This is a genomic window from Streptomyces sp. Edi2, assembly GCF_040253635.1.
Lineage (GTDB): Bacteria > Actinomycetota > Actinomycetes > Streptomycetales > Streptomycetaceae > Streptomyces.
Genome location: NZ_JBEJGX010000001.1, coordinates 148962 through 171335 on the forward strand (window position 1 = coordinate 148962; position 22374 = coordinate 171335).

Genomic DNA, 22374 nt, shown 5'->3' on the forward strand with positions numbered 1-22374 from the left:
GGAGTCACGCGTCGGTTGAGGTGGACTGGAGCGGGACAGGTGCGGCCAGGAGTTCTCGGCAGCCGGCCCCGAACCAGGTGCCGAAGTCTCTGCGGGCCGCATCCGGGTCGTCCGAGGTGTGCACCAGATTCCGCACGAGGCGCTTTTCGGCGAGGGCGCGTTCGAGGCTGTCGTGGCCGAGGTCGCCACGAATGGTGCCGGCGGCGGCCCGGGTCGGGTCGAAGTGCCCGATGAGGTGGCGCAGGCGAGTGTGGATGCCGGGCTCCCCGTAGGCGAGCGCGACCGTGACCGTCTTGCCGGCGTACGCGTCGTCCAGGCATGCAGGGATGTCCCGGTCAGGGAACCAGTCGGCGTCAACGAGGAGGTCCCAGTAGTGCACGTGGGCCTGCCAGGGCTGCACGGTGACGTCGAGGCGGTTGGCGACCGTGACGCCGGCCGCGGCGAACCGCTGGAGTACGGCGTCGACGAGGCCGCGCTGTGCCGCGTCCGGCTTGCACAGGATGACGGAGCACCGGTCGAAGTCGGCGACCTGTAGGCGGATGCCGGGCCCGTACCAGGTGGCGTACTCGCGGCGGGCGGCGGCCGGGTCGTCGGAGGTGTGGACGAGGTTGCGCACGAGTCGGTGTTCCGAGGCGGCGACGGCCAGGCTGTCCTCGCCGAGGTCGCCGCGGATCGTGCCGGCCACCGCGCGGCTCGGGTCGGTGTGGCCAATGAGTTGCCGTAGCCGGGCATGCACGCCGGGCTCGCCGTGCGCCAGGGCGACCGTGACCTTCTGACCCACGTAGGCGGCGTCGATGAAGGACGGCAGGTCGCGCAGGTCCCGGCGGCCGGTGTCGGCGAGCAGGTCCCGGTAGGCGACGTGGGCCTGCCATGCCTGCGCGGTGAGTTCGCGGCGGCTGGTGATGGTGACGCCAGCAGCAGCGATCTGTTCCAGTACGGCGTCCACTAGTCCCCGCTCGGCCGCGTCCGGTTTGCACAGGACGACCGCCCAGCGGTCGAAGTCGATGCCCTCCACGACGGCGCCGCTCGGCGGCTTCCGGCTCACTGATCGCCCCCGGCGGTTGCGCAGGCCGGCCATCGGTTTCCGAGAAGCCACCGCAGACCCGGGTGCAGCGCGGCCAGCACATCGCGGCTCACGGCGTCGGCCTGGTCGTGCTCGATCTGCCGATACGTCTCGAACAACAGTATGGTCTGCTGCCAGTACGCATCGACGTCGAGACCCGCGACATCCTCCGCGCTGTACTGGACCTTGTTTGTGCGCAGCAGCTCCTCGTGTTCGAGGACCCGCTCGATGGTGGAGGGGGTGGTCTCCTGAGACATCGCGGGGAACGGGAAGTGCTGTGGGTGGCGTCGCATGTCCGCCTCGTCCAGCACCCGCTTGACGCGCTCGGCGTCCCGGTCGTTCACGTGCGCCGAGCCGATGAAGTGGGTGTACGTCCCCAGCTCCAGGCCGAGTTGGACGGCGGCGTACTCCTGGATCATGGTGAAGGAGAAGACGTCGGACAACAATCCGCAATCCAAGTCGTTCGCGCGCATGTTGCACACCATGTGCAGACGTCCGCCGCGCGCGAGCAGGTGCAGGCCGGCCAGGCACGCCATATCGGGGTTGTCGCTGACGGCCAGCTCGGCGGCGGAGAAGACCGGGAGGTACCCGCGTTTGCTGTCGGGCTCCGTGCGCAACAGTTCCAGGACCCGGTCGAACGGCGAGATCGTGTCGCCTTCGGCCGCGTTGAAGAGGGTGTAGCCGTAGGCGGAACCACCGAGGTTGACGCCGTCGCGAGAGCTGGAGCGCATGGACGGCGCGTAGTAGCCGATCATCTCCAGGTCGCGGCGGCCGGCCAAGTACCAGAGCGCTTCGGCGAACTGGAAGATCGGGTTGGCCTTGCGCGTCGCCAGGTAGGGCAGTCGTTGACGGGGGTCGGGCAACCGGAAACCCACCCCGATCACCTCGCGCGCTTGGTTGCCGCGCGCATCGATCTGGTGCTCGTGCTCGTTGGTCGCCAGCTTGAGCAGGGCCAGGTAGGCGCCTTCGATGCTGCGGAAGGTAGTCGTTGTGAGCATGCACTCTCCAGGAGACGGTGGAGCTTGCTGATGGGGACAGCGCGTGGGGAGACGACCGTGGGATGGTCCTCTCCCCACGCGGTTCGTCCGGCCCCGAGCCGTTCATGGTCCAGTTGCCGGGTGGTGCACCCGCACGCCTTCGGCGACCTCATGGCCGATGACGGGCGGGCAGCTTGGGGCCGACAGTTCCTCCCTGGTGGAAGGACACCACCGGATGACGCCGACTGTGGTCAACTCGCAGTTCGTGCACGTGGTTTGCAAGAGCTGCAAAGGCCCTTGCGGAGGGTCTCGTTCTGGCGTGCGAGACTACGCGGCGGTGATTCGCAGGTCCCTGAGCTTTTCGGCCAGCCGGGACCGGTGGATTCGGGCGTAGATCATGTCGTGGTCCGAGTCGTCGTCCGTGGCGATGACCTCGACCGACTCCCACAGGTCGTCAGTTGCGATGTGCCTGCTGGCGACGATCACGTCCACGCGGGCGTCCGGCCCGTGCGTCGGGCTGGCCGCCACGCTTGGGGCGTCGGCTGAAGTTTGTCCGGATGCGGCTTTCATAGCCGCCACGTCGACCAGGCCGGCGGTGGCGAAGACATCGTGGGGGTACTGGTCCATGGCCCGAGTACCGTCGGGGAGCTGGTGGCTGCGGTGTGCACGGTGCGGGCGGTCCTCGATGTCGTGCAGCAGCGGCAGCTTGGGGCCGTTCGCGTAGGCATTCGTATCGAGCCCCCCGATCATCACCGCGTGCCGGCTTTCGCCGCTCTCCAGGGTGATCCATTTGTCGTTGAAGACGGTGGTGATCTCGGACTCGATCTTCCGGAGTGTGGGGGAGCAATATGTGAGGTGTCCCGCCATGGCAATGATCGGCGTCGACTCGGGGCCGGCGTCGCGCATCTGCAGGGTGACTGCGCATGGCGGTCCCGTCATGATGGGGTGCGGATTGGGCCATTGCCCTAGCCACCGGAACATGCTCGGGTCGGCGTAGACCGCGTTCCATGCCTTCTCGCCCACCCAGCCCCGCATGCCGGGCAGGTGTTCCTCGGACTCGGCGCGGATCGTCTGGTTGTTGTTCAGGATGTCCCAGTTTTCCTGCCTGAAGAGCAGGTGGATCCCGTATTCTTCCCGGATCTTTTTGTGCCACTTTTTGCGTTTCGCAGCGTCACCTCCGAAATTCCTCTCCGCATTGAGGCACCCGATGTTGACGTGGTCGCGGTCCATGGAATCCCTTCTCACAGGTCCAGATGGGGTGGTCAGGCGGTCTGGCCCTCGACGCGGTAGCCGCGCCGACTGGGGTCGGCGAGGGCGGCCAGGGCCTCAGTGATCCGCCGGTGCTGGTAGGGCTTGCAGTAGCGGCCGAGTTGGCCCGGCGGCACGAAAGCCCAGTCGGTCAGCTCGGGTTCTTCGCCGGGTTTCGCAGCCGGGAGCGTGATGGTGGTGTCGTCCGGGACGGTGCCGCCGTCGAAGACGAGGTTGATGCCCTCCACCGCACCGGTGTCTGGGTTGGCCGGTACGTAATCCGTGATGAGCAGGTCGCCTGGGACCAAATTGGCCATCCCCGTCTCTTCGGTGCCCTCGCGTCCGGCGGCCAAGTGCGGCATCTCGTCCGGCAGGGCGCCGCCGCCGACCAGGTGCCAGCCCACCTTGTAGCTCGGCTTTACCAGCAGCACGTGACCGGCGGGGTTGCGGATTAACAGGAGTGCGCCGACGCGGCGTTGTCCGGGCTGGGCGTAGTCGGTGTCAGCGTGCATGTGGATCCTCCAGTTGGTACGGGTTGTTGACCACGGGGTGAAGCGGCGGCCACCCGGTGACGTGTGAGTACATGCCCGGCACAGAACACTGCCGGTGGGTGGACATCGGGAAAGCCGTCTTTCCAGAGGCGGCGTGCCTACGACGGAGCACACGAGGTCAGATACACCCCGTACGTACGGACGATGTTGATGGCCAGCCCCGCTTCGGAAACGGCAGAGAGAGCCTCCACGCCGCGAGCGATGCGACGCACGGCGTCTACTTGCCAGCCGTGCGGCAACGTCGTTAGTCGTCGGTGCGCGACAGCTCCGCGCTCGCGATCCTCCGACAGGTCCCAGTCGGCGCCCCAGCCCACCGCGCTCGGCGGCTTCTCGCCCCTTGCGGCGCGCTCGGCGGCATCGACGATCGCTACATCGAGCGGGGTGCGAGGAGAGGACTGGCGGGGGGCGGGATCGTAAAACGCAGCTCTACGGCTGAGCGGTGGCCTCTGGTTCCCCAGGATCGCTGCCTGCCAGGGCCCAGGAAGCCGACGAAGACTGGTGCAGAGGGCGTCGGCGTCGGCACCGCCAGGAACCCCACCCGGAGAAACCATGTCGCACATTTGGGCGAATTTGGCGAGCTCGCCTAATAGATCTGCGATCTCATCATGGGACATCGCCTGAACCGAATCCGTCCGGCTCAGCAGCCGGTACATCGCCGCGTGGTCCCAATCCGGCAGGGAGCCCCAGATGCCGCAGGCCCTTAGCTCATCCCAGATGAGCAGTGCGGCCTCCTCGGTGGAGGCCGGCGGAGCCTCGCCCTGGTGCGGGTGCCACTTCTGAAGTCCTTCCAGCGCGTTGAGGATCTGGGGGAAACGCTTGGGATTCTCGGCATAGGCAGGAGAGATCTCGAACGAGCACTGACCGAGATGCTGCTCGAAAAGAGCGCACGGCGTAAGCGACCTATCGCCCGTGCCTCCGGTCCGGGGGCAGGGAGTACGGGCGATGAAGTGGGGCTCGAGGAAGTCTCCCTGCCACGTCGCCCACACGGCGCCGCCCCGCGGCCCTGGGAGGAGGCGCGCAATGCCGAAGTGATCGGCCGTTCCGTCGTGTTCGGCTAGCTCGCACACGACGGAGTTACGAAGCATTCCGGGTGTACCACGTGCTGCGTCGTGGGCTGGTTCCCACATATTCCTGGTGACAAGAATGCGCGCGCCACAGGTACGCGGTCGCGTTGACGACACGGATAGATCCTTCCTCTCCCTATTGGGCGTAGATCAGATGGCCTGGATGCACGAAGGTCGAGTTCGGTGGTCGTCCTCAAGTACCCCTCGTGCTGGATGGACCGGTCGAGCCACCGGCCGGCGGATGCGGTGTCGTGAGCGTGGGCCCTTGCGTGGTGGTGCGACGAGTGAGCAGGGGCGGTCCGGAAGTGGAACCGGCGAGAACGGCGTAGTGGACGGCCTCCCACAGTGGGCGGATGTGGTGGGGCTCGCCGCGCAGTGCCACGGTGAGGGCGCCGGTGGCAGCCCAGTCCGGAACAGCCTCGCCATCGAGAACAGCCTGTACCGCACCAGGTGACAGTTGTCGGTGTGTCATCTCGCTGATCGCTTCGGCGGCGGGTTGGCCGAGGGCCAGGTGCAGGCCGCGGAAGGCGCTGTGCAGTTCCTTGGCAGCCACGTGGAGAGGCTGCCGTGACGGCCTTTGCACACCATGGGCGCGCTCCCACAGTGCACGCACGTCGTCGGGGCGGCCAGCGAGCGAGATTGTGAGGGCCTCCGTGACGGGCCACGGCGGGGTGCGTTCACCGGTGAGCATGCGGTGGACGTAGGAGGGATCTACGCCGAGCATCGAGGCGGCTGCCGCCACGGTGGACCCACTGGTCTTGTGCAGTTGTGAGAGCGCCGCGGCCAAGGGCTCCCACGCGCGAGCGGGCCTCTCCAGGGGTGTCTTCCGGTAGCGTTCCCCGCCGGCGCGCTCTGGACTGGTTGGCTGACGGGCGCGGTCGCGGCGGGCCAACAGGCGGTGAACTGCGGTACGGGACCAGCGGGCACGCACGGTCGAGACGGCGGCGCCAGCGGCCTCGGCCACTTCCTCCCAGCCGCCGTTCCCCTTACGTACTGCGGCATGTACAGCGGCGGCACGGTAGCAATCCAATTCGGAGCCAATTTGACCGGCTAGGCGCAACAGTTCCCGCAGGTCTGCGTCGGTGTGTTCGGCGCGCACAAGGCTGCTGGCCAGCGCCTGCAGTGACTCGGCGACTGTTCGTCCGCTGACCAGCACAGGCACTGCTGCCGCTCGGGGTTTCCTGGCGTCGCGTTGTTGTTGTGCGGAGCGGCGGCAGGCGTCGTTGCAGTAGGACCGGGGCCGGCCGATCCTCGCAGGCTGACGGATGGGTGAATGGCAGTGACCGCAGTGCGAGTGCAGGGCCCTGTTCGTGGGCTTGATTGGCTCTGGTGCGGCGCACCAGACTTCGGGGCCGCCAGCTCCCGGTGGGCCCGGTGGTGCCGGATGTCCGCATGGCTCACGGACAAAGTCCGCCGGTTCGTCTTCGTCGTTCTTGGGCTGATGTCCAGTGGCCCGCAGTGAGGAGGAAGGGGTTCCGCAGAAGCATTCCGGGAACGCGTCGGTCGAAGGGGCTGGCTGGACTGCTTGCGGTTGGAGAATGGCGGGTTGGCCTGTGTCCTGCTCGGGGGCACGGACGGTTTCGAGGCCGGTCCGCGCGGCCGGCTCACAGTCTTCGGGGCTGGTTACAGCCGTATCGTGAGTTCCGGCCAGGGGCGGAACACTGTCCGTGGGGTCGGCCATGGTCGTTCCTCAATGCTGCTGGGCTGAAGGGGCGTTGGTTGGACGCGGACGCGGCGTAGCGAGGGGGTTAGGCAGTACTCCGAGGTTCGGGCGGGCTCCGTCATATGCGGCACGTACGGACAGTGGTGTCGTGTTCCGGTAGCCGCTGCAGGGGAGCGGTCGGCTGTCAGCAGCGGGGCGCGGTGTCACAGGCGGGGGTGGCCGTTCGGCCGAGTGACGAGTCCGGCTCTGCTTGGTACAGCTTTCTGACGAGCTGACGGGCGACCACACGGTGGATTGCGGGTTCCGTGAATCGCACGATCCGCTGTCCCTGCGGCCGCGGCGGATTAGTGGGCGTGTAGACGGTGCCGATGTAGCCGATTCGCTCGCTCTCTCGGACACGCAGCGCCACGTACCCCTCACGCAGCTCTGGGCAGTCCCGGATTGCCCTGTGTGCATGCATCCGGCACATCGGAGGCACCGTCGTCTCCAGATCCCGCGGCCACATGTCGTCCTCGCCGCGCCCCAAGGAGGGCAGGATCCACAGCATGCCGTGCACCTCCCGGACGTCAGGGTCCCTCGCGTGTCCGGGCCGCTGAACGTCGGGATCCTGTACGCATGCCGCGCATTTCAGGTGGTCCACGGCGTACGTCTGGCGGTGGGTCTGATGCGCGCCCCAGTTGATCCCGCCGGTAGCCGTGCCTCCCCAGCGCTGCAGTAGAACGCCGTCGTCGTCGCGATCCTCAGGCCGCTCAGCTTCGCCGTAGGTCAGGGCGAGGTCTTGGTTGAGATAGACGGGGACGTCGACGGGGTGCTCGTCGGTCCACGGAGCGATGTGGAGGGCCGCCGGCGCGGGTGGGCCCTGGTAGGGGCACAGGGAGTACGTGGGGGCCGGCGGCGGGTTTGTGGGGCTGGTGGTGGTTCGGGCGGGCATGGAATTCTCTCGGTACGGGCCAGTGCTGGCTGGTGGAGGCGGATGAGTTGTCGTGCGGGGTCAGTGCTGGGGATGGCCGGCCACGAGGAGCACCACGACGAACACTGCGAAAACGGCGACCGCAGCCCCGGTGGAGCTCGTTGCGACTCGCATGAGCCGTAGCCTCAGACGGGCGCGACGGCTTTTCTCTGCAATCCCCCGTTTTCCGGTGTGCGGAGGGCGCGACTGGTGGGTGGAATCGCCCTTCACTGCGCTCCAGGAAGGGCGATGAGTGGGGCTGGGTGCGTCGGCGTCGGCCCGGAGATTGGGGGGCCGGTTGCGAATCGTCGGGACCACTCGTCCTTCGCCTGGCCCAGGGCGACCTCGCCCAGGCGTAGCAGCTGGATGTCTGAGGTGCCGGCTGGCGCGAAGATGTGGTGGGCGTCGCGCAGGAAGCGCTCGATCGGCCGGTCGGTGAACAGGCCGCACGCGGCGTGGATATCCATCGCATCGCGCGCGGACTCCAGCGCCGACTCCACGTTGACCAGCTTGGCGTTCATCAGCTCGGCATCGCACTGCAGGCCCTGGTCCAGCAGGTGCACCGCGTGGTACGCGGACAGCCGGGCCAGCAGCAGCCGCGACTGGATACGGCCGAGCTTGAGTTTGATGGTGCTGAGGTCGGCCAGGGGCTTGTCGTAGCGCTGGCGCTCCGCGCAGAACGCCGTGGTTTCGTCCAGCACCGCCTGATGGATGCCCAGCGATACGGCGGTCAGGTTCGGCCTTCCGTACAGCATGCTGGAGGAGTACGCGACGGATAGCCCGTCGCCCTCCTGGCCCAGCAGATTTGTCGCCGGGACGCGGCAGTTGTCGAGGAACAGTTCGCCGAAGCTGAAGCCGTGCAGGCCCATCGCCGGCTGCTGCGGCCCGACCCGGAGACCGAGGGTGTCGGACTCGACGAGGAACGCCGACAGGCCCTTGGAGCCCTCGCCGGTGCGGACGACGACACCGTGCAGATCGCCGACATGGCTGTTGCCGACGTAGATCTTGCGGCCGTTGAGGACGTAGTCGTCGCCGTCGCGGACCGCGGTGCTCTCCATGCCCAGAACATGGCTGCCGGACAGCGGTTCGGTGACAGCGATGGTGGGCAGGCAGTCGCCTGAGGCGATAGCCGGCAGCCAGGATTTCTTCTGCTCCTCGCTGCCGAAGTGGACGATCTTCGCCACGCCGAGCTGCGATGCCTGCACCATCGCGCCCATGGCGGCGCTGACCCGGGAGAGCTCCTCGATGATGATCGTCTTTGCGACATGTCCCGCGTCCAACCCGCCGTACGCACGGTCGACCGTCACACCTATCCACCCTTGTCGGGCGATCAGACGGGATAGGTGGTGTTCTGTGGCTCGATGCCGCTCCATACGCATGATGCGGGGGGCGACTTCGGCTTGCGCAAACGCCCGGACCGTTTCGCGCAGGCGGTCATGCGCATCAGTCAGGAACCACTCGGGCATCGGATCCCCTCGTCGGGCTGGGCTGCGCGTCGGCAGCGGTGGCGAAACGCTTGGGAACTACGTCGCGGGCAGCGTGATGCTTCCCAGGCTCGGTCCTGCAGCAGCTCTCCGCCTCTTCGGCCCTGCTCGCACCGCCTCCATGCCCCGTCGGCGGGCGGGATCATGTTGGTGGGCTTCGGCATGGGACTCCTCGGGGCGAGACGGGCGCCGGTCGGCGGCGGTTTTCGCGATGTGGAGCGCTGACGTTGTGCTGTCCTCCCCGGCCTGCCGGTGCGGGCTACTGCGGTAGCCGGCGGCCGGGGAGGACAACCGGTCCTGTCCCGTTCGGGGTATCGGGACAGGACCTGCGCCGCCCGCCCGGGCGGGCGGCGCAGGGAAGCCGCGCGAAGCGGCTGGCTTGGGTGGCAGACCTAGACCTACCTACGGGTCAGGGGGCTTCAGTTCTCGTCCGTGGATCCCGTTGCAGGGGTTGCCGCGAGGGGCGACGAGCACCCGGACGGTGAAGGCCCCGATCAGCAGGGGGGTGGTGACGGCTCTGGTCATGTGGTCAGTGCCTCCCCGAAATCGACGTTGAGAGGGTCGTCGGCCTGGAGGGCTCTGGTGACGTGGCCGCGCAACACTGCGTGCGGCCCAGAGGTGGCCTTCAGCAAGGTGCGGAGCAGAAGGTCGAGTTCACGCACTTCTTCGACGTTCAGAAGTGCGAGGGCGGCGTAGGTCTCCAGTGACATGCCTGCGGCGTAGGCGCGTAGCAGGTCCAACGGCCAGTACGGCAGGTCAACTTTGTCCTCGAGGGCCACGGAGACCAGCTCGTTGGTGATCGCCAAGTGCACCGTCTGCGTCCACCGGGTTCCTCTCCCCCCGTTGAGGTGCCTTCCCACGGCTGCAAGGCCCTGCCGGGCTTCCAGAGGTGTGGCGTAGAGGCCGCAGGCGGTCAGGGATCGGTGGTCTGCTCCGTGAGCCAGCTTGCGCACTGCCTCAAGGTCACGTGCGCTGAACAGGGCGGTGAACTCACGCTCTGGGGCATCGACCCGCAGGCTAGGGAGTCTCAATGCGTCGTTCACAGCTTGGCTCCCACCAGGTCGAGCAGGTGGGATGCAGCTAGTGCGAGTCGACGTAAGCGGACGACCGCCGGGATCGGAGCATGCGAGGTTGCTTCGGTCAGGGCATTTTGGGCGTTGCGGATCGCCTGGTCCATATCGTCGCCGGGGAAGTCGGCCCTCAGACGGGCGGGGATGCCGGTCAGCTTTTCCAGGAGGTTGGTGCATCGCAGTGTGAGGCGACGGACCTCATCAGGGTCGAGCGTGACCTGCGCGGCGTGCAGGCCCAGAACGTCCTCAAGGAGGTCATAGGTCTCCTCCGCCCTTGCGGTGTCCTCGCAGACCTTCCACAGCACCAGGCATTCCAGAATCTGCTGGGCCATGTCGCAGTCCACGTCTGCCGCTCGGCTCGACACCGGCTTGGCAGAAGCAGTCCTGCGAGGCAGCGTGCCGGGATCGGCGAGTCTCATGGGCGTGTCGAGTGCTGCCGTAGCGGTCATGGAATCTCCAGAAGGCGAGAGAAGTTGGCGCCGGTTGCTATGAGCGGCCGTGCAGATGGAGAGCGCGCTCCAAACCGGGCCGCAGGCCCTGGGCATCGGCCAGCTCGATGCGGGCGGGTGTCCTGGCATGCCAGGGGGGCGTGTCCCAGCGCACTCCAGGTGTGGGCGGCAGAGCGACGCGACCGTCCGGACCGGAGACGACGGTTACGGCGTCGAGTCCCTGCAGGTGGCGCGCAGTCCCGGGCTGGACGAGGAAGGTCACGCTGCTGCCGTCCTGGAAACTGGGGATCAGGGGGACGTTGGCACCCTCGCGATCCAGCCACATCAGCGCATCGCGTCCCACGGCGCCCGAGACGGTCACCGCGTCGAACTTCTCGCACAGAGTCTCGACTACAGCATGCGAATCCGTGCTTAGGAGGTACGCGGCCTCATCGGCGCTGAGGGAATGGCTCCCAGCCACGAGACGCCAGTCGAGCAGATCCGTGTAGGCGTGGACCAGACGCGAGCCGTCCCGCGTTCGTGGCGGCCATAGGGAAGTCTTCATCGCGTTCTCCCAGAGCTGTGCAGCACCTCGTCGGCGGCGCGCGGGAATAGGGCCGATTTGCCTCTCTGCGGCGGTGGTTGGGGAATACCGTTCACATTGAGCGAACCGCTTCGGAGTGCTCTTGGGTATCCCTGTGAGTGCGTGGATGCGGATAACGCTGATAAAGATCGTTTCCGGGACGGGGGCGCAACCGTGGCACGTGAACGCAACCTCCAGCTGGAGGCCGTCATCCGCGAGCTTGGCTGGTCGCAGGACCAAGCCGCCGCTCACTACCGGCGCACGGCCGCAGAGAATCCGACCAACCCGCCGAGCACTGTTACGCGGGTACACATCAACTCGTGGGTCCGCGGTAGCCGTCCGGAGGGCGCTGTGCCCTCTATCTTGTGCGAGACGTTTACGCGTGCTCTGGGACGCGTCATCACGCCGGCCGACATCGGCTTGGCTGCTAATGGCGATGACGTGACGGAGCCGCCAGGATGGGACGTCGACACGGTGACCGCGCTGGTTGACCTGGGGGGCAGGGACATGGACATGGGCCGACGGCAGGCGCTGGTAAGCGCGGCCTACTCCGCAGCTGGACTTGCTCTGCCTGGAGATCCGTGGTGGAACCAGCGCCTGGAGGTCGCGCAGACCCGCCAGCCACGGTTGGAGCGCACCGTCACGTCCCGCGACGTCGAGGGCATCCGAGAGATGACCGCCTTCTTCAGTCAGCGCGATCAGCGCCGCGGCGGCCGTGCCGGCCGTACCGCCCTCGTCGGTTACCTGCGCACCGAGGTGGCCGAGTACCTGCGCAGTCGGGCAGTCTCCGAACAGGTCCGCAGGGAACTGTTCTCCGCCGCCGGCGAGCTCGTTTACCTCGCTGGCTGGACTGGCTTCGACGCGAATGAACACCCGCTCGCCCAGCACTACTTCCAGCTCGCGACTCAGCTGGCCGCCGATGCCGGAGACGGACCGCTCGCCGGCCACATCCTGCGTGCCATGGCCCACCAGGCGGTCGACCTTCACCAGCCGGGCCGAGCGCTCCAATTCGCGGATGCTTCCATGGAGAGCCGTCGATACAGCGAGGCCACTTCGCGGGAGAAGGCACTGCTGGGCGTCGTGCACGCGCGCAGCCTTGCGGCGGCCGGCCGAAAGAGGGACGCGGGGATTGCGCTGAATCGAGCCGAGGACGACCTGAACAACGCCAGGGACGGGGTGGAGGAGCCGAGCCGGGTCTTCTTTTTCGGAGAAGCCAGCCTCGCTCACGAAACCGCCTGCACTCTGCGGGATATGGGTTACCTCGAGCGGGCCGAGGAGCAGTTCCACCGCAGCGTCCGCACACGGCTCGCCCAGCCCTTCGCCAGGACGCACGTAGTCACTCTGGGCTACCTCGGCAGCGTCCAGGCTCGCCGCGGGCACCTCGATGAAGCGATCGCGACGTGGACCAAGGCGCTGGATGCGATGGACGGGGTTCAGTCCGGGCGGGCGCGTGAGGCCGTGGTGCAGATGCGCAGGTCGCTCTCCCCCGTCCGCGGGCGCGGTGGTAGCGCCGCAGCGGAGCTGGACGACCGGGCCCGTGGTGTTCTGCGCCGCGTAGGCTGACGGCGCCATGCCACAGAGAACCCACGTGACCCGCCGGCCGGGCTCGCGAGCTGGGTGAGATTGGGGACGCCAATGACGAAGCAGGCCGAGCCGCAGCGTTTCGAGGTTGAGTCGATCGCCACGGTGGTTGGGGGCCACAGCGCGCCGGGAGATGACTACCAGGGGGCAGTCGAGTCGATCATCCGCCTTCACCAGAAGTACTCGCAGGAGACCTTGGCCGGGCTGCAGAGCTTCTCCCACCTCGTCGTCACATGGCGCTTCCATCGCGCTTCGCCGGACGATGTCGCGCTGCACCTGCGCAGCCCCCGAGGCAACCCGGCGTGGCCAGCCACCGGCACATTCGCCCACCGCAACCACCGTCGGCCGAACCAACTGGGAACCTCGTACCCCAGGCTGTTGAAGGTTGAGGGCCGCGACCTGCATGTCACCGACTTTGATGCTGTCGACGGGACGCCCGTGATTGACCTCGCCCCGTGGTACCCGATCATGGGCCCCCGCGGCGGAGTGTTCACACCGGACTACGTCGAGGAGATGCTGTCCCGGTACTGGGCGCCTGCGGCAGAGCGAGAACACTGACGTCATGGCCGTTGTCCCGCCACCGGCTCCAGATCGGCGCATGCCGCGAGCCAGCCCGGCCCGCCCTCGGCCGGCTGCACCCAGATGTGTCCCTTCCTGTACGTATTGGGAGGACCCTTCAGGACGACGGTGCGGCCTGTCTTAGTGTCGAATCGGGAGTCCGGCCCTCTGACGTCCACCTTCTTCATCCGCGTCTCACTCATCCGACAGTCCCCTCTGACGCAGTCCAGCCGGCCACCGCACCGGCGGCAAAGCCGACCTGGAGCGGGCTCGTGGGGGCTCCGAGGGCGCGCAGGCACCGGCGATGACCGCTGAAGGCTTTGCGTGCGTGGAGCCAGCGCTCGTTGTCGACGAGGTACCCCTGGCCAGGGCTCAGCGCGACCGGGTGTTGATGGGCGTCAATGACTTTGTAGAGGCGTGGGAGGTGGCGCGTGACCAGCGGGCTGAACCGTGCTAACCGGTCCTGTCGCAGGCGCAGTGCGATCCTTCCATCGGGGTATGGGGTGAAGACCCGCGCGGGATGTCCGCCTCCGTCGCCGTAGAAGGCCGTGCCTGGCTGGGACAGTGCATCTGCCGCCTCAGGCCACCGCTCGGCCAGTTCGGCGTATATCGCCTGGCCGTCGGCCAGAAGGATCTCTCCACCGCTGCCTGCCGCACGCTGACAGGCCAACAGCATCAACTTCGGTGGATGCGGGACGCTGGAACTTTCGGTGTGAGCCAGCAGTGCGCCGTTGCCGAATCCAGCGAATCCCGCTTGCTGGGCATGCCGTCGCGTGTCGTGGATGGTCGTCAGCCCGTCCGGATCGCTGTCGCGGTGAGCAGCGATCTCCATGACGCGTCGGGCGAAGTCGAGAACAGCCTGGCGAGAGGTGAGGAAGTCGATCAACACCAGGCCGTTTGCGTGCAACCGTTCGAAGATCAAGTTGTCCGCACAGGAGTTCCGGTGGTCAACGTAGTGATCAGCAAAGATCTTGTTGGTCAGCACCACATGCTCCTCCGCACGTCCGCGTCGTTTGCGACCAGAGTCAGCACTGTCCAACTGCCTGGTAAAGCGACGGATTGTCGACTTGGACAATTCGGCCATGCGGCCCGGCTGTTGAGACTCAGGTGCTACGTTCCGAGTGCCCGGTCCGCCGATGACCTTCTGAGGTGTTCCATGCCGTACGTGCCGCCGCTGTGGCCGGTCTCCGTGAAGGGCGTCGCCTTCGATCAGGCAGAGCGCGTCCTGCTCCTGCGCAATGAGCGGGAGGAATGGGAACTGCCCGGCGGGCGACTGGAGATCGGGCAACCGGACGAGCCGACACAAGTTGATGTCAGCCCAGAGGAAGCCTTGGAGCGAGAGGTATCGGAGGAGACCGGCTGGCAGGTCACGGCGGGGCCCCTTCTTGAAGGCGGCACCTGGATCTACGAGCCCTTGCCTGGGCGCCGCGTCCTGATCGTCACGTACGGCTGCATTGTGCTCAGTCCCGGCCTCAAGCCCGTGGTCAGCCACGAGCACAAAGAGATCGGTCTCTTCTCCGCTGACGAGGTAGCACACCTGACCATGCCGGAGCGCTACAAGACGTCCATCGCCACCTGGCAAGCCCACACCTGCAGGTGAAAGCACGTGTCCGAACTCCCCTACCGAAACGGCTCTGACCCCTCTGCACGCCCTTTGGCTCGTCACGTCACCTGGCACTGGGCGACCCCACAGGCCCAAGCGGTACTCGCCACACGCGACCTGGCCGCCATTCTGCGCTTCCACCGCCGCGTCCACGGCCAGAGCCAGGCCGAGGCCGCCGCCATACTGGGCTACGACAAGACCTACATCTCCGCCCTGGAACTCCAGAAGCGCACGATCACCGACGTTGGCTCGCTCCGAAACGTCGCAGACCGGCTCGCCCTTCCCCCGCACGTCCTGGGCGTCACTGACCCGGCCGACACTGACCACCGCGCCATGCTTCAGTTCGGCCAGTCCACAGTGCGCCTCGCCGAGATAGCCCGCCAGTCCGGCCACGCCTCCGAAGCTGTCACCGAGCTGTGGCCACTCGTCGCCCGTCTGGAAGCCCGCGCTGCTGACGGGCACACCGAACGCGATGTACTGCGTCTGCTCGCTCACGCCCGGCTGAGCCTGGGCACCGCCCTGGGCAACGTCTTGCCCGAAGAGCACCTGAGCACAGCAGCGCGTTGGACCGCCAAGAGTCTGGACCTCGTGTCCCACCTCGCCGAGGCAGCCCTCACATCCACGGCACTGCGCATGCACGGCAACGAGCTGCGGAAGGCCGGCCTCCACGGCGCCGCCGTCGACCGCCTGCTTCGGGCCTCCACACTCACGCCGAACCAGGCTGGCCGCGCAGCCGTCCTGCCACTGCTCGCACGAGCCGCCGGAGCCCTCGGCAACGCCGAGTTGTTCGACCGCACGCTGCGAGAAGCACAGCACCTGCTCCAAGACGCTGAACACACAAGCCTTTTCAACCCCGTGGCACTGTACGAAATCCGGATGCGTGGCCTCGTCGCCACAGGCCGTCCTCGTACAGCCATACGAGAGGTCGAATGTGGTGCGCCCACCGCGACTACGACGGTCGCACCACAATGGCGCGTCATCGAGCTCATCACAGTGGGACGCGTCCGGATGCTCGCCGGCGATGCCAGGGCCGCTGCAGATCTGTTCGACGCCGCAACCCGAGAGGCCACCGTCCAGCGCCTGCCGCACCAATTGCAACGCATCATCAGGGCGAGCAAAGACACCTTGCCGGAGACCTCGGACGCGGCTCTGCTCGCCTTGGGACAGATCCGCACCGAGATGGCAGCCTGACGACGGTGGCTCTGGAGTGCTGGCATCCTCCACCCGGACCACAGCTCCGGTCACTGCCTGGAAGCGAGCACCGGAAGGGGCAGACGCCGCAGGGGCGCGTAGGCCATCTCCGCAGCGCCGACTCGGCAGTTCGGCGGCCGGCAGGTGCATGCCGATGTGGTCTGCGCCCCTATCGTGCCAGCGCCGCAACCACAGCTCCGTCGTACGACGAGTGGTCTCTGTCTCGGTGGCCGTAGCCGGCATGGTGCCCCCTGTCGTCATCGCGTCCAATGGAGCTGGTGCAGGATCCCGACTTGGCACGTCGGAACCTCGAAGAGGTGAAGCAGTACCGTCCTCACCGAGAGCAGAATGCGCAACCGTGGCATTGCACCGGTGATGACCAAAGCGGTGACTACGTGCGGGTGCGACGGAAGAAGCCGTGAGATGTCACCGGTTCTTCTCGCATCGGCGTCAGAGGATTACTACGCTCGCAATAGCGTCATGAGGAGGTGGGCATGGCTGGACGGCACTCTGTCTCTTGCGCCCGGCAGATCCGTGAACGAGCTACGGCGCAGGGCCTGGCCGTGGACGCAACCGTGGTGGCTATCGTCCGATGCTGCGGCGTAAGTAGGCTACGTGCGCATCGCTTGGCCAGGGGATGGACACTGCGTGTTGCTGTCACGGAGTACCGCCGGCTAGCCCAAGGGGTTGCCGGAGCCGCGCGGCTCGATGAAGACCAACTGCGAGGGTGGGAGACGAAGCCCGACCGGCGCCCGCGCATCCAGACAGCGGATCTGTTGTGTCGGGTGTATGGCACCACACTCCAAGGCTTGGGCCTGGGCTTGGCCACTTCGGAGTCTGATGCCGCGTCCACGGACGTGGGGCGACGCACTGACTTCCAGGAAACTGTACGCGGCGGTCTGACCGCTGCCGTATTGCTACCGCACACTTACCCCGAGCCAACGAATTCTCTGGGCCAATTGCTAGAGGACACACGGCGTAACGTCGACCGGGCCCTCGCTCAGGCCACGGTCACCCCCTCTCAGCTTGACCTTCTGGAGGAACGGTTGTTATGGCTGCGGCAGCAGTACATCTTCACCGCACCCGTGCCCATGCTGAGCCTCCTTCTCACCGAGATGGCCGAGGTCACAACGCTAGCCACGCAGCGCCAGCCTGCGGTTTTGCAGATCAGGTTGTCCGAGATGACGGCGCTGCTGTCCACGCTGGTAGCCGACGCGTTGATGAAGCTCGGCGAGCTGCAGCAATCTCATGCCTGGTACGCCACCGCGCGGACCGCAGCCGACGATAGCGGGAACCTCGAACTGCGAGCCCGGGTGCGCGCTCAGGCCGCGATGCTCCCCTACTACTACGGCCCTTTGGGATCGGCAGTCGAACTGGCCCGCGATGCCCGTCTGCTCTCCCGGCACCGGCCAACACCCACCAGTGCGTTCGCGGCAGCCGCCGAGGCTCGTGCCTTGGCCCGACAAGGGGATGAGGCCGGTGCCGTGGCGGCTATGCAGTTCGCTCGACGGGACTTTGACCGCTCCGAGCCCAGTTCAAGCGATGACGCCTTTGCCTTCCCGGAACGGCGTCTGCTGCTATACCTGAGCGGCGCACTTACCTTCCTGGGGCGCAACCGGGATGCCCGGGCGGTGCAACAGCAGGCACTCTCCCTCTACCCCGACGACAGTGGCATCGACCCGGCCCTGCTCCGTCTGGAAGAGGCGATCTGCCTCGCTCAGGACCACAGCCCGACCGAGGCATGCCAACTCGCCGCCGCTACCTACCTCAACCTGCCCGAGGAACACCGCACCCCGATTCTCGGCGCACGAGCACGCAACGTCATCGATGTCCTTCCCCCTGCCATAAGGGCCGCCCGGGCGGCTCGGGAACTCGGGGAGATCCTTCAGCTGCCATCAGCACCGAGGTGACAGCCGCGCCACCCGTCAGTAAGCCTAGGTCCATGACGGAACCGACACCGCTGCACGGCGGCTTTTCACCGAGCGAGCTCAGCAGCCTTCTGGACCGCGCCTGCGCAGTCGCTAACCTCAACAGCCGTGGAGCCCGACTCCTGCGCGGACACACCAACGCCGTCCTACTCCTCGACGACGCACCTGTCGTCGTCAAAGTCGCCCGGCGCGGGTCGTGCCTGCAGTCCGCCCAACGGACTGTTGCCTTCGTCCAGTGGCTCGAGGACCAAGGCTTCCCCACCGCGCCCCTCCACCCCGTACCTAGACAGCCCATAGAAATCGAAGGCCACGCCGTCACCTTCTGGACTTACCTCCCGCAGGCGGGGCCAGAGATCACCGCGGCTGACCTAGCATCCCCCCTGTCTCAACTCCATCAGCTGCCGCCACCGCCCATGCCGCTCCGCAACCTGGATAACCTCACGGCTATCCGCCGTTCACTGGGCGCAACCCAGGCCCTGCCTGCCTCAGATCTCGACTTCCTCAGCCGCCGCGCCGACGATCTGGAATGCGCTCTTGCCTCCGTCACCTACGCCTTGCCCGGTGCGGTCCTCCAAGGCGACCCGCAGCACCGCAACGCCCTCCGTGACAGGCAGAGAACCGTACTGTGCGATTGGGATACTGCTGCCATCGGACAACCAGAGTGGGACCTCGTCACCGTGGAGATCCATTGCCGGCGGTTCGGCCATGGCCAGGGGCACTACAACGCCTTCTGCGATGCCTACGGATTCGACGTGACCGAGTGGCCGGGGTACCCAGTACTACGAGCTATCCGCGAGCTCCGCATGATCACCACGAACGCGCGCAAAGCCGATCATGCTCCTGGGACGCTCACTGAGGTCCGGCGCCGCATCAAAGCACTCCGTGTCGAAGAGGACACCCTGCTCTGGAGCATCCTGTGAACCAGGATCGTGGCAGGCATGCCATGGGCTCGGAAAGATCTATCGCGCCGTTCGACAAGCCTGCCCTGGCAGAGTCATCTCCAGCCGCCGACCAGCCAGAATTCCCGCTTTGGGTAAAGCCCCTGCCAGCAGCTGATGCGCTGATTTTCTAAGGTGGACATCCCATCAACGAAGGACATCCAGTGCCAGAGCGAAAGCGCGTCACAAGCCACGAGCGCGAGACCACCGTGCCAGCTCTCAGCAGCGAAGAGCAGGCGTCGAAGTGGAACGTCTTCGGCGAGGAGACGATCTACGAGAACCCCTGGGTCACCGTCGCGCTGGCCGACGTCCAGCCACCAGTCGGCGAGAGGTTCCAGCACCACAAGGTCTATCTGCCGCCAGCCGCGGTGCTCGCCATGCTCGATGACCAGGACCGCGTGTTCCTCATGTGGCGCCATCGGTTTATCTCGGACACCTGGAACTGGGAGTTGCCCGGCGGGGTCGTCGATGCCGGCGAAGACCCTGGTGCCGCTGCGGCCCGTGAGGCCATGGAGGAGACCGGATACCGGCTCACCGGCGACCTCGAGCACGTCGTCACATTCCAGCCGATGATCGGTACGGTCGCCTCAGCTCATCACGTCTACGTGGCTCGCGGAGTCGAGAAGGCCGGCGAGCCTACCGAGAAGAACGAGGCCGCGCGCACCGAGTGGATCCCGCTCGACCACATTCCCGTGATGATTGCGCAGGGGCTGATTCAGAACAGCGGCACGCTGGTCGCCGTCCTTCACCTGCTCGCGACACGCGACCGCGCCTAGGACGCCTTCGAGGTTGCTGCGAGCACCTGTGCAATCCGGCGGCGCTGGCGTACGGAGCTGGTCAGTGCCGCCAGGTCCTGGGCTCGCTGTGCTTGCTGGTGCGCCTCCTGCAGCTCACCGCGCCGGGCCAGCACCACTGCAAGATCGCACCGGACGCCGGCCTCGGCCCGGGTGAACCCCGACAGGTCCATGCTGTCAACCGCCGCCGTCAGATCCGTGAGTGCCTCATCAGCGCCCAGCGTCGCCAGGCAGTTGCCGCGCCACCGGTCGAGATGTGAGCCCCCCAGGAAGACGAACGGCAGAGCTGGGTCGGATGGATCAGCCGGCCGTATCGCCTCGGCCTGGTCCATCCCTCTGCGGCACGACGACTCGTCCTGCGCGGCCGCGTGCGCCTCTGCCTCGGCGGCGAACAGCCACGCCTGCATGAGCGGCGGGAGCCGCGTACCCGCTTCCCGCCGCGCATGGCGAATCTGCTGGATCGCAGCTTGCGGGCTTCCCAGATCCAGCAGGATGTACGCCTGCTGTGCTGTGGCGTGGGCCAGGAGGGCCGGTGAAGCGGACTCGCGTGCCGCGTTCTTGGCGGTCTCGTGCAGTTCCCACGACCTTTGGAATCTTCCCAGGTCGAGCGCCTGCCATGCGGCGAGCGTGGATGCCTCGGTCAAGGTAGAAGCCAGCGTAGTCCGCACATTGGGCGAGGACCCGAAGCGGAGTAGCTGCTCCATCTGCTGGACCTGCGCCTCAAGTTGCGGCAGCAACGTCCCTGCACCAAGCTGCCGATCCAGTTGCCGCATGGCGTCCACCTGCACTGCGAAGAGGCGGGCCACCGCGGGCTTCACGGATGTGGCGGCTCTCAACTCCCGCCGGAGTGCTACCGCATCATCGCCTTCCGCTGGTTCGATAGGCAGCAGCAGCGGGCGTTGCCTCGGAGTAGCCACGAGCGGCTGACCGCCCGTTGTGGCGCGTGAGCGCGTCCTCGATTCCCCAGCATCAGCGTTCTCCCACGCCCGACGGGCCAGTCCCAGCATCTTGCCGGGGATGCCCAATCCATCCGCAATCCGCTCGATCACGGACATCTGTGTAATTTTTCGCCGTCCTGCAATGACGTCCGAGACCCGGCTCGGCGTCAGTTCGCACTGCTTCGCGATCTGCGTCGGGTAGAAGGCTGCGCGCTGCGCCATCGTGAAGATCGTTCCGATGTCCCGATCTCGGCACGCCGCCTCCATTTTGGGGTCGTCAAGTATGCGCGCCGGGAGTCGTCGTCCCCCTCCGACTGTGCGCATCGGCATCGCTCCTGGGCACCAGACGGCAAACCTACCCGCAAGTTTACCCACTTGGGGATCCCCGCCGGGCCTTATCAGCAACTCCCGATCTATGGAGGCTGAATCAAGCGATCCGCATTAGTTCGAATACGGGGAGAACAGCATGCTCGCTCAATTCCAGGCCCATGCCGACCGGCCGCTCCACGGGCCTCTTCCCACGCCGGCCCTGGCGCACGCGACTCCTCGAACAGGCCAGATCACGATCTACTCCGCTTCCTGCACTCGCGGCGCAGAAGCCCGTCGACCAGAGACGGTCCGAGGAACCCGCGCCCGGTGGACCTCAGGCCGGGTAGTCGTATGCAAGCACGTACGCGGCGGCATCCATCGTCGTCTCTTCGACGCCGATCGGGTTTCGTGCGGCGTCGTATGCGATTCGGTACAACCTGAGCACGAATCGGTCGGCCGGGATGGACAGGAGGTCCACGTCCTCGCTGCTCGGCATCTGACTGCGGCCTTCGACGTAAATGCGCGAGGGCTGCTGGCCCAGGGCCTTCAGCGTGACGGCGATGTCACCAGGGACGATGTGGTGGAGGTCTGTCCGCTTTGCGTCGACCAGCCCGTGCGGCAGGAAGGTGCGGACGTATTTGACCGGCCTCCTGCCCAACGAGAAGCGAGCAGCATGACGCAGGACTGTGTCGCTCTCGCCAAGTCTCAGAGCTCGAGCTACCTCATCTGGCGGCGTCACCTCCTCAGCCGCCACGCAGTCAACGTCGAGCGACTGCCCGTCAGTTGTCTGCCAAATGGTGTTGCCGTCTCCCCAGTGATCACCCCCGGTGTACGGGAGGCCCTGATGTGTGAGGGCGAGCTGCTTTTGTACGTAGACGCCGGATCCCCGGCGTCCTTCGAGATAGCCCTGCACTTTGAGCAGTGCAACGGCGCGGGCAGCCGTGACGTGGCTGACCCGATGCTCGGCGGCCAGCTCGTCTTCGCTCGGAAGACGCTGACCGGGTTGAAGGTCCCCTGCGTCGATCGCCGCGCGGATTTTGTCAGCGATGCGCGTGTGCTTGGGCCGCGGGGAAGCCGGCGCGTCTGTCATGGATCTCCCTCTGGGTCTTCTTAGCGACCTGATCGTACGGGTGGCCCTCGCCGGGAGGCCATGAACCCGCGCCGCTCAGCACCGGGGCAGACCATCCCCAAAAAAGTTCCATAGGGAACTCCGTGACCTCCATAGTGAACTCCTTGATCTCCATAGGGAACTCTGGTTCACTAGTTCCGCGCCAACAGGGCTTCACGAGGACCCTGTTCGGCTCTTCAGGCGCTGGCTCTGCCTCGTTTCCACGTACCTCGGCCCCTCCGTGACGGGTGAGGGACGTGGCAGCGAGGGACCGGCCAGGACCGGATCCCCACCTCACTGCCGTGCAAGCGGTCGCTCGCAAGCGCTCGCTGCTCCCGCGACGAGA

Annotated in this window: 22 protein-coding genes; 7 read left to right on the forward strand and 15 right to left on the reverse strand. The window is 66.7% G+C overall.

The genetic code is table 11. The annotated features are described in order from the left end of the window. Positions 1 to 4 precede the first annotated feature (4 nt). The 12 genes from ABR737_RS00835 to ABR737_RS00890 all read right to left on the reverse strand — a co-directional run bounded on the left by ABR737_RS00835 (position 5) and on the right by ABR737_RS00890 (position 11062). A complete protein-coding gene (locus ABR737_RS00835) occupies positions 5 to 1045 on the reverse strand; it encodes a nucleoside-diphosphate kinase (RefSeq protein WP_350248201.1) in 1041 nt (346 codons plus the stop codon). Next, entirely contained in the window at positions 1042 to 2061 is a 1020-nt protein-coding gene (locus tag ABR737_RS00840; protein WP_350248202.1) for a thymidylate synthase, read from the reverse strand. Before ABR737_RS00840 ends, ABR737_RS00835 begins: the two co-directional genes overlap by 4 nt. Positions 2062 to 2367: 306 nt before the next feature. Continuing rightward, positions 2368 to 3270 carry a hypothetical protein gene (locus ABR737_RS00845; RefSeq protein ID WP_350248203.1) on the reverse strand — a complete coding sequence of 301 codons (903 nt, stop codon included), beginning with the start codon at positions 3268 to 3270 and terminating at the stop codon, positions 2368 to 2370. Positions 3271 to 3302: 32 nt separating this feature from the next. After that, the gene (locus ABR737_RS00850; protein ID WP_350248204.1) at positions 3303 to 3800 is read right to left on the reverse strand and encodes an NUDIX domain-containing protein; all 498 of its coding nucleotides are present in this window, start codon (positions 3798 to 3800) and stop codon (positions 3303 to 3305) included. A 137-nt stretch (positions 3801 to 3937) separates the two neighbouring features. Further along, on the reverse strand, positions 3938 to 4924 hold the full coding sequence (locus ABR737_RS00855) for a hypothetical protein (protein WP_350248205.1): 987 nt from the start codon (positions 4922 to 4924) through the stop codon (positions 3938 to 3940). 172 nt (positions 4925 to 5096) lie between these two features. Next, entirely contained in the window at positions 5097 to 6059 is a 963-nt protein-coding gene (locus ABR737_RS00860; RefSeq protein ID WP_350248206.1) for a helix-turn-helix domain-containing protein, read from the reverse strand. Between the two features lie 691 nt (positions 6060 to 6750). Continuing rightward, a complete protein-coding gene (locus ABR737_RS00865) occupies positions 6751 to 7497 on the reverse strand; it encodes a hypothetical protein (RefSeq protein WP_350248207.1) in 747 nt (248 codons plus the stop codon). A gap of 245 nt (positions 7498 to 7742) precedes the next feature. Then, a complete protein-coding gene (locus ABR737_RS00870; RefSeq protein WP_350248208.1) occupies positions 7743 to 8981 on the reverse strand; it encodes an acyl-CoA dehydrogenase family protein in 1239 nt (412 codons plus the stop codon). A gap of 420 nt (positions 8982 to 9401) precedes the next feature. Further along, positions 9402 to 9524: a hypothetical protein gene (locus ABR737_RS00875; RefSeq protein WP_350248209.1), complete on the reverse strand. Its 123-nt coding sequence runs from the start codon at positions 9522 to 9524 to the stop codon at positions 9402 to 9404. Next, a complete protein-coding gene (locus tag ABR737_RS00880; protein ID WP_350248210.1) occupies positions 9521 to 9811 on the reverse strand; it encodes a hypothetical protein in 291 nt (96 codons plus the stop codon). The genes ABR737_RS00875 and ABR737_RS00880 overlap by 4 nt, the downstream gene beginning before the upstream one ends. A 227-nt stretch (positions 9812 to 10038) precedes the next feature. Continuing rightward, a complete protein-coding gene (locus tag ABR737_RS00885) occupies positions 10039 to 10518 on the reverse strand; it encodes a DUF6415 family natural product biosynthesis protein (protein WP_350248211.1) in 480 nt (159 codons plus the stop codon). A 37-nt stretch (positions 10519 to 10555) separates the two neighbouring features. Further along, the gene (locus ABR737_RS00890; RefSeq protein WP_350248212.1) at positions 10556 to 11062 is read right to left on the reverse strand and encodes a hypothetical protein; all 507 of its coding nucleotides are present in this window, start codon (positions 11060 to 11062) and stop codon (positions 10556 to 10558) included. 141 nt (positions 11063 to 11203) lie between these two features. Here ABR737_RS00890 and ABR737_RS00895 point away from each other — a divergent pair, with 141 nt between their 5' ends. Continuing rightward, on the forward strand, positions 11204 to 12643 hold the full coding sequence (locus ABR737_RS00895) for an NsdA family TPR-like regulatory protein (RefSeq protein ID WP_350248213.1): 1440 nt from the start codon (positions 11204 to 11206) through the stop codon (positions 12641 to 12643). Between the two features lie 72 nt (positions 12644 to 12715). After that, positions 12716 to 13219 carry an SAM-dependent methyltransferase gene (locus ABR737_RS00900; protein WP_350248214.1) on the forward strand — a complete coding sequence of 168 codons (504 nt, stop codon included), beginning with the start codon at positions 12716 to 12718 and terminating at the stop codon, positions 13217 to 13219. Positions 13220 to 13418: 199 nt separating this feature from the next. On the opposite strand, the gene ABR737_RS00905 is transcribed toward ABR737_RS00900, so the two are convergent. Continuing rightward, entirely contained in the window at positions 13419 to 14204 is a 786-nt protein-coding gene (locus tag ABR737_RS00905) for a TauD/TfdA family dioxygenase (protein WP_350248215.1), read from the reverse strand. A 171-nt stretch (positions 14205 to 14375) separates the two neighbouring features. Between ABR737_RS00905 and ABR737_RS00910 the strand changes: the two genes are divergently transcribed. From ABR737_RS00910 to ABR737_RS00930, 5 genes are all read left to right on the forward strand, one after another. Next, positions 14376 to 14819 (forward strand): NUDIX hydrolase, encoded by a 444-nt coding sequence (locus ABR737_RS00910; RefSeq protein ID WP_350248216.1) that lies wholly within the window; start codon positions 14376 to 14378, stop codon positions 14817 to 14819. Between the two features lie 6 nt (positions 14820 to 14825). Continuing rightward, positions 14826 to 16013, forward strand: coding sequence for a helix-turn-helix domain-containing protein (locus ABR737_RS00915; protein WP_350248217.1), 1188 nt, complete (start codon positions 14826 to 14828; stop codon positions 16011 to 16013). A gap of 494 nt (positions 16014 to 16507) precedes the next feature. Continuing rightward, entirely contained in the window at positions 16508 to 17923 is a 1416-nt protein-coding gene (locus ABR737_RS00920; RefSeq protein ID WP_502964269.1) for a helix-turn-helix domain-containing protein, read from the forward strand. A gap of 32 nt (positions 17924 to 17955) precedes the next feature. Continuing rightward, positions 17956 to 18861, forward strand: coding sequence for a phosphotransferase family protein (locus ABR737_RS00925; protein ID WP_350248219.1), 906 nt, complete (start codon positions 17956 to 17958; stop codon positions 18859 to 18861). A 182-nt stretch (positions 18862 to 19043) separates the two neighbouring features. Next, positions 19044 to 19655, forward strand: coding sequence for an NUDIX hydrolase (locus ABR737_RS00930; RefSeq protein ID WP_350248220.1), 612 nt, complete (start codon positions 19044 to 19046; stop codon positions 19653 to 19655). On the opposite strand, the gene ABR737_RS00935 is transcribed toward ABR737_RS00930, so the two are convergent. After that, positions 19652 to 20833 carry an NsdA family TPR-like regulatory protein gene (locus ABR737_RS00935; RefSeq protein ID WP_350248221.1) on the reverse strand — a complete coding sequence of 394 codons (1182 nt, stop codon included), beginning with the start codon at positions 20831 to 20833 and terminating at the stop codon, positions 19652 to 19654. The genes ABR737_RS00930 and ABR737_RS00935 overlap by 4 nt on opposite strands. A gap of 421 nt (positions 20834 to 21254) precedes the next feature. Then, positions 21255 to 22010 carry a GntR family transcriptional regulator gene (locus tag ABR737_RS00940; protein WP_350248222.1) on the reverse strand — a complete coding sequence of 252 codons (756 nt, stop codon included), beginning with the start codon at positions 22008 to 22010 and terminating at the stop codon, positions 21255 to 21257. Between the last annotated feature and the right edge of the window lie 364 nt (positions 22011 to 22374).

What these genes read in the sequence shown, in the direction of transcription:
- ABR737_RS00900 (WP_350248214.1), top strand. Translation starts at nt 12,716, where the DNA reads ATGACGAAGCAGGCCGAGCCGCAGCGTTTCGAGGTTGAGTCGATCGCC.
- ABR737_RS00940 (WP_350248222.1), bottom strand. Translation starts at nt 22,010, where the DNA reads ATGACAGACGCGCCGGCTTCCCCGCGGCCCAAGCACACGCGCATCGCT.
- ABR737_RS00890 (WP_350248212.1), bottom strand. Translation starts at nt 11,062, where the DNA reads ATGAAGACTTCCCTATGGCCGCCACGAACGCGGGACGGCTCGCGTCTG.
- ABR737_RS00845 (WP_350248203.1), bottom strand. Translation starts at nt 3,270, where the DNA reads ATGGACCGCGACCACGTCAACATCGGGTGCCTCAATGCGGAGAGGAAT.
- ABR737_RS00850 (WP_350248204.1), bottom strand. Translation starts at nt 3,800, where the DNA reads ATGCACGCTGACACCGACTACGCCCAGCCCGGACAACGCCGCGTCGGC.
- ABR737_RS00855 (WP_350248205.1), bottom strand. Translation starts at nt 4,924, where the DNA reads ATGCTTCGTAACTCCGTCGTGTGCGAGCTAGCCGAACACGACGGAACG.
- ABR737_RS00870 (WP_350248208.1), bottom strand. Translation starts at nt 8,981, where the DNA reads ATGCCCGAGTGGTTCCTGACTGATGCGCATGACCGCCTGCGCGAAACG.
- ABR737_RS00920 (WP_502964269.1), top strand. Translation starts at nt 16,508, where the DNA reads ATGGCTGGACGGCACTCTGTCTCTTGCGCCCGGCAGATCCGTGAACGA.
- ABR737_RS00865 (WP_350248207.1), bottom strand. Translation starts at nt 7,497, where the DNA reads ATGCCCGCCCGAACCACCACCAGCCCCACAAACCCGCCGCCGGCCCCC.
- ABR737_RS00885 (WP_350248211.1), bottom strand. Translation starts at nt 10,518, where the DNA reads ATGACCGCTACGGCAGCACTCGACACGCCCATGAGACTCGCCGATCCC.
- ABR737_RS00910 (WP_350248216.1), top strand. Translation starts at nt 14,376, where the DNA reads ATGCCGTACGTGCCGCCGCTGTGGCCGGTCTCCGTGAAGGGCGTCGCC.
- ABR737_RS00925 (WP_350248219.1), top strand. Translation starts at nt 17,956, where the DNA reads ATGACGGAACCGACACCGCTGCACGGCGGCTTTTCACCGAGCGAGCTC.
- ABR737_RS00875 (WP_350248209.1), bottom strand. Translation starts at nt 9,524, where the DNA reads ATGACCAGAGCCGTCACCACCCCCCTGCTGATCGGGGCCTTCACCGTC.
- ABR737_RS00840 (WP_350248202.1), bottom strand. Translation starts at nt 2,061, where the DNA reads ATGCTCACAACGACTACCTTCCGCAGCATCGAAGGCGCCTACCTGGCC.
- ABR737_RS00935 (WP_350248221.1), bottom strand. Translation starts at nt 20,833, where the DNA reads ATGGCGCAGCGCGCAGCCTTCTACCCGACGCAGATCGCGAAGCAGTGC.